Source organism: Haliscomenobacter sp., from assembly GCF_033763495.1.
In the GTDB taxonomy this organism is placed as follows: Bacteria; Bacteroidota; Bacteroidia; order Chitinophagales; family Saprospiraceae; genus Haliscomenobacter.
The window spans coordinates 1-6,278 of sequence record NZ_JANRKL010000116.1; the positions used below are offsets into that span (position 1 = coordinate 1).

Annotated in this window: 6 protein-coding genes; 2 read left to right on the forward strand and 4 right to left on the reverse strand. The window is 48.3% G+C overall.

What is annotated here, in order from left to right; all coding sequences use genetic code 11:
- The first annotated feature begins 1 nt into the window (after position 1).
- Complete coding sequence (gene rpsT / locus SFV55_RS12465) at positions 2-202, forward strand: 30S ribosomal protein S20 (RefSeq protein WP_320029833.1); 201 nt, start codon at positions 2-4, stop codon at positions 200-202.
- Between the two features lie 47 nt (positions 203-249).
- A complete protein-coding gene (locus SFV55_RS12470; RefSeq protein WP_320029834.1) occupies positions 250-819 on the forward strand; it encodes a TetR/AcrR family transcriptional regulator in 570 nt (189 codons plus the stop codon).
- A gap of 13 nt (positions 820-832) precedes the next feature.
- Here SFV55_RS12470 and SFV55_RS12475 read toward each other — a convergent pair whose 3' ends face one another.
- The 4 genes from SFV55_RS12475 to SFV55_RS12490 form a co-directional block, all read right to left on the reverse strand.
- Positions 833-1,363, reverse strand: a complete 531-nt coding sequence (locus tag SFV55_RS12475; RefSeq protein WP_320029835.1) for a hypothetical protein — start codon at positions 1,361-1,363, stop codon at positions 833-835.
- Positions 1,360-2,403 carry an AAA family ATPase gene (locus tag SFV55_RS12480; RefSeq protein ID WP_320029836.1) on the reverse strand — a complete coding sequence of 348 codons (1,044 nt, stop codon included), beginning with the start codon at positions 2,401-2,403 and terminating at the stop codon, positions 1,360-1,362. Before SFV55_RS12480 ends, SFV55_RS12475 begins: the two co-directional genes overlap by 4 nt.
- Positions 2,404-2,859: 456 nt before the next feature.
- On the reverse strand, positions 2,860-5,013 hold the full coding sequence (locus tag SFV55_RS12485; RefSeq protein ID WP_320029837.1) for a 3-hydroxyacyl-CoA dehydrogenase NAD-binding domain-containing protein: 2,154 nt from the start codon (positions 5,011-5,013) through the stop codon (positions 2,860-2,862).
- Positions 5,014-5,086: 73 nt separating this feature from the next.
- Complete coding sequence (locus SFV55_RS12490) at positions 5,087-6,277, reverse strand: acetyl-CoA C-acetyltransferase (protein WP_320029838.1); 1,191 nt, start codon at positions 6,275-6,277, stop codon at positions 5,087-5,089.
- Position 6,278: the final 1 nt, after the last annotated feature.

A 6,278-nucleotide genomic window follows, 5' to 3' on the forward strand; every position in this document is an offset into this window, starting at 1 on the left:
TTTGTTGAACCGCTACTACAAGAAGACTACTCGTACGTCTATCAAGAAGTTGCGCAGCATGAAGGACAAGACGGAGGCGGTAGGTTTCTTGCCAAAAGTGATCCAAATGATCGACAAACTGGCAAAGAAAAACACTTGGCATAAGAACAAGGCAGCCAACCTGAAGAGCAGCTTGATGAAGCACGTTGCTCACTTGGGTTAAGCTTATGACATACCCCCGGTCTCTATTGATCGGGGGGCTTCTCGCTTGTGGAAAAGTCAAAAAAAGAACAAATCTACGAAGCCGCCGCGCGCCTGTTCCGGGACAAAGGATACCAGGCCACCTCTATGCGCGATCTGGCTAAGGAAGTAGGTCTTCGCGCTTCCAGTCTTTACAATCATTTTCCATCCAAGTCTGACGTTCTTCGCGCAATTTGTACCAACAATGCTCAGCGTTTCCTTTCCGGCATGTTGGAGGTGGAGTCCCTTGATGCGAGTGCTACCGAAAAACTCACCCGCCTGATTCGGCTGCACATCCAACTGTCGCTCGAAGACGTCACCTCTGTCACCGCCTTCAACGACGAATGGCGGCACCTCGAAGAACCTCACCTGAGCGAATTCCTGCAATTGCGCAAAGATTATGAGAGCCGTTTTCAGGCGATTATTAGCACTGGAGTGGCGAGTGGGGAGTTCAAACCGGTCAATCCGCTGATTTTGTCGTATACACTGTTCTCGTCCCTGCGCTGGTTGTACGATTGGTACAAGCCGGGTAAGAAGATTACGGCGGAGATGCTGGAGGAGGAGTTGTTGGTGATTTTGCTGGAGGGGGTGAGGGTGTGAAAACAAATTAATCTTACTTCACTTTGAGTTTTAGTTTATTTGGATTGTAATCATTGGAATTAGTTATTAATGTCTTACAGCCTAGCCAAGATAATCGTTCTTTAAGTTTTTGCCATTGAACACTTCGCTTGGCAGCAAGACGCTTTTGACGACTTGGCAATGGATCTTCTTCTTTCCAAAGAATAACATAAACACTCTTTTGTCGATCTTGGATCAAGTTCAAGTATGTTTGCCAAAATATTTCGTAGTTAACTGATGCTCTACAGCTAGCTGAAATGGTTGCTAATGTACCAACTATCTTTTTAGCCACCTCAATGTCCAATGGTTCTTCTCGCTTATTTTCATGCGTTTTAAAGCCTCGAAAATCTTTCACTTCAATGGCGACAAATGTATCTTCATTTAATATCCCTGTGAAATCAACACCTCTGGTTTCGGGAACCTCGTCTTTTATTTTTTCATAATCAGGATGTTTATCAAATTTGATAACTTGGCTCCAGGCCTGATCATCAAAATCAAATTCCAGTTTATCTTCTTTTAAAATCATCCTTTCACGTTCATTGATTGATAAAATAACTCTTCCTCAATTTTATAGAAGCGTGAATATTCATCCAAAATACTGTTGTGCTGGATTTCTGGCAGGGTTTCAGCCGATTCAATCTGAGTACCTTCCTGTGTTTTATACAAGGAATGAAAGCGGATAGCAGGAGTTTCGGGCTGCACTTCGCGGTATTCGGCTGCCAAAGAAAGGGTATGACTGAGCAAATAATCATGAGTAGCGACGAAAATTTGGCAACCAGCCTTGGCTAGAGTTTGAAGGAACTTCGCTACTAAAACGATGTACTTAGGATTAAGCCCAGCTTCGGGTTCGTCCCAAAAAATGATACTATCCTTCGTTAAAGAGCCGTTCATGATCAAATAAATCAGTTGAGCTAATTTATTGATGCCATTGGCGACTAATTTGGTGTTATGGACTTGGTCTTTAGTAAAGGCAATTAAAAACTCATCACCGTCGCGGACGACTTCAAAGCCAAGTTCATTTTCTAACTCCCGGATTAAAAGTTTTTGCTCTTTTAATTTATCTCCTTTCAGGGGAAGTGGAGCTAGTTTTTTGGCTAAAAGATAATAGACATAGTCGATTGAGCTTTCACGGTTTTCGTACGCGGGAATAAAACCTTTGTACCAAGAGAGCATTTCATTTACAGGTATGAAGATTAAGTCTTGTGTCTCAGTGATTAGGGGGCTCAATTGAATATTCCAATCTATTTTGATATTTCTTTTTAGTAGAACTTTATCAGTAATTCCAAATAAGTTTAAGAAAAAATCTTGGTTGGTACTTTTTTGAACCCCTTCTAAGAGTGTTTGAGGAAGTTTTGGAAACAAAAGTGTAGGGTAAGATAAAGATGAAAAGGAGCCTTGAAACTGAGCACTAGCCAGGGCAAGAGAGATTTTCAACAAATGCGTCTTCCCCAACCCGTTCTCCCCAATAATCACATTGATTCCTTCTGAAAAACTGACATCCAAATCAGCAAAACAGGTGAAATTGCTCAAACTAAGCCCTTCTATCTTTCCTTGATTGGCAACCATTTAATTTTTTTTATTCAAAGATAGTTGAAAATCGCTTAAGTAGCAAAGCGCAATGCGGTACATCTTATTACTTGCCATTCGGCCATGCAAATATATAGTTATGGCAAGTAATTTTGAGGCATTACTCGCCATAAGTGCTTGCAAGTGTATAGTTATGGCGAGTAATACTATTGGACACCCGTAAGGCAAGGTCGATAAATCCTGTTCTTTAACGTAACGCGAGCCCCGCTAGGGGCGCAATATGGGTAGAAAACAACCGCCCGATGTTTTCCCGAGTCCCGTAGGGACGTGATGTGGGTATTTTAAGGAGGAGATCCCCATATTTCGTCCCTCTCGGGACTTTGGGAATATCCGGAATTATAGATGGCTACCCAAATTTCGCCTCTAGCGGGGCTTGTCGGCATGTTCAAAACAGACCCGATCGGCCTAATTGGGGGCAGCCACATAGGGCTGCCGCTACGAGTTCATCCCCAACAAATCCCCCACCAATTCCGTCTCCTTCACCAATTCCTCCAATTTTTTCGGCACCCGAAAACGTGAACCATGCTTTTCCCGCAAATACTTACATCGCGCCACAAAAGCCTCCAGGCCATAATCCGCGATGTACTGAATCGTGCCGCCTTTAAATGCCGGGAAGCCCCAGCCGTAAATGCTGCCCAGGTTGGCTGCTGCGATGGAATTGATGACCCCTTCCTGCATACACCACACCGCCTCTAATACCTGTGAAATCAAGAGGCGATCGATGAGTTCCTGGCGTTCAAAGGTGCTAAGCTGGGGGCCGAAATGGGTGCTCAGTTCCGGCCACAAGTGGCGTTGACCGTCTTCGGTGTATTCATAAAAGCCTGCCTTTTTGTTGCGACCAGGACGGGTGAATTCCTGCAACATTTTGTCCAGTGCTTCCACGGCAGGGTGGGGGATGTATTTGGGGCCATAGTGCTCTCCCGCCTGGCGTTCGTAGTTGAGCACGAGGTTGAGGCCCAGGTCGTCGGCCAGGGCGAGGGCACCCTTGGGCATTCCAGCCTGGCGGCCCAGGTTCTCAATCAGTGCGGGTGGGTAGCCTTCTTTGAGCATGGTAATGCCTTCCAGAATGTAGGTATTTTGCACCCTTGCGGCATAAAAACCCCAGTCGTCCTTGACGATGATGGGCGTTTTTTGGATGGCTTTGACAAAGTCGAAGGCGCGGGCCACCGTTTCCTCCGAAGTACGCGCACCCCGCACAATTTCCACCAGTGGCACTTCATCGGCTGGGTGAAAAAAGTGCAAACCCACGTAATTGTCAGGGCGCATGGACACTTCGGCCAATTTGGTGATGGGAATGGATACCGTATTGCTGGCCATAAAGGAATACTCATCCATAAAGGCTTCGGCCTCCTTGGTGACTTTTTGTTTGACCATTGCGTTTTCAAAAACGGCCTCGATGACCAGGTCGCAGGTTTCAAACTCGCGGGGATCTTCCGTGGTGATGATGCGTTGCAACAGTTGATCCCGTTCGATTTTGCTCATTTCCCCGCTTTGCACCAGCGGATTGAGTTTGTTGCGCACGTACTCACGGCCTCGTTCGGCGATCAGTTTGGACACGTCTTTCATCACTACTTCCAGGCCATTGCGCAGGCAAGCGTAGGCAATACCGGAACCCATCATGCCCCCGGCACCAATCACCCCTACTTTTTTGGGCCTAAACTTGCCAAACCCCCGCGGGCGATTCAAGCCGTGGCGGATGTAATTGCTGTCGAACCAAAAGGCTTTGATCATGTTTTTGCACTGCTTGCTCATCACCAGCTGGGTGTAGTAGCGGCTTTCAATGCGTTCGGCGGTATCAAAATCCACTTTGGAGCCTTCGGAGAGCACATTCAAAATGGCCTGCGGTGCCGGGTAATTGTGGTGGGTTTTGGCAGCGAGGCGGGCGGCTTCAGCGCGGATGAAATCGGCTACTGGGGCGTCTTTGGCTGAACCTCCGGGGATGCGTTCACCGCTTTGATCCCAGGGGCGCCGACTTTCCTTGTTGCTCAATAGCCAGGTTTTGGCCATCTCCAGCATTTCCTTCTGGTTGGGCGCCAAATCGTCGATGATGCCAACCCGCAGTGCCTCTTGAGGAGAGTACAAACGGCCGCTGCTGATGATGTGATTGGCCTTTTCGATGCCCAACAACCACATCAAACGTATAATTCCACCTCCACCAGGGATCAAACCCAGTTCTACCTCTGGCAAACCCAGTACAATGCGTGGATCATCTACCGCAATGCGGTGATGGCAGGCCAGCGCTACTTCAAATCCCGTGGCAACAGCACTTCCATTGAGGGCAGCAACTACCGCAACCCCGGGACTTTCAAGGTCCCGCAGGAATTTTTTCATTTTTTCACAAAAAGCAAATACCTCGGCTGGATCGTAGGTTTGGTACAAATAATCCAGGTCCCCACCAGCCAGGAAGGTTTTTTTCCCGGAGGTTAAAATCACCCCCTTGAGTGCACCCCTTTTTTTATCCGCCTTCAATTGTTCCAAAACAGGAACAAAGGCCTCGAAGATTTCGTGATTGATCACGTTCCGGGGCCGCCCTTTCATGTCGAGGGTGAGGGTGACAATGTTATCGGTATCTTTTTTGTAGTAAATCATATCGTAAAATTCCGTAGAGGCAGCCCTATGTGGCTGCCTAGACAAGGGCATCCACCTATGGTTGCCCGTACGATTAAATTCGTTCAATAATTGTTGCCACGCCCATGCCACCACCAACACAAAGCGTAACCGCGCCCGTTTGTATATCCCGGCGCTCCATTTCATCCAATAAAGTGCCTAGCAAAATTGCACCCGTAGCGCCCAAAGGGTGGCCCATGGCAATTGCCCCACCATTCACATTTAAACGTTCGGATGGAATATCCAGGTCACGTTGAAATTTCAAGACTACCGCGGCAAAAGCCTCATTGCATTCCCAAAGGTCGATGTCCTTAGCCTGCATTTTGGCGCGTTGAAGGGCTTGTTTCGCTGCTGGCCCCGGGCCGGTAAGCATCAAAGTTGGTTCCACACTGGCATTGCCAACAGAAATAATCTTGGCGCGTGGTTTTAGGCCCAAGGCCTGGCCTTTTTCTTGGCTGCCGATTAGCACCACTGCGGCAGCATCCACTATACCTGAGGAGTTGCCTGCTGTATGCACGTGGTTGATTTTTTCTACCAGCGGGTATTTGTGCAAAGCCATATCGTCGAAACCCAACGCACCTATAGCAGCAAAAGAGGGCCGCAGGCGTTGCAGGATGTTTGCGTCGGTATCGGGCCGGGCGTATTCGTCATGATCCAGGATAAGCAAGCCGTTGCGGTCGTAAATTGGGACCAGAGATTTGGCAAAATACCCGGCCTGCATGGCTTCGGCCGCGCGTTGATGGCTACTCAGTGCAAAGGCATCTACATCTTCGCGGGAAAAACCTTCAAGGGTTGCAACCAGGTCGGCGGAGATGCCTTGAGGAATATAATCGGCACGATTGATCAATTCGGGATCGTACATTAAGGGCCCGGCGTCGCTACCCATGGGCACCCGGCTCATACTTTCCAGTCCACCCGCTACCAGCAGGTCACCCCAGCCAATTTTGATTTTAGCGGCAGCCAGATTGATGGCTTCCAGGCCGGAGGCACAAAAACGATTAATGGTCAGCCCACCTACATTTTGGTGCCAGCCTGCATGAATGAGCGCTGCCTTGGCGATGTTGAAGCCCTGGTCGTCGGTTGGGGTGACGCAGCCAATGATAGCATCATCTACTTCTTTTGTATCCAGTTGATTGCGCAGTCGGAGCTTTTCCAGGGCAGTGCCCAGCAAGTCCAGTGGTTTGACTTCGTACAATGATCCGTTGGTTTTTCCACGACCACGCGGGGTACGCAGGGCGTCGAAAATA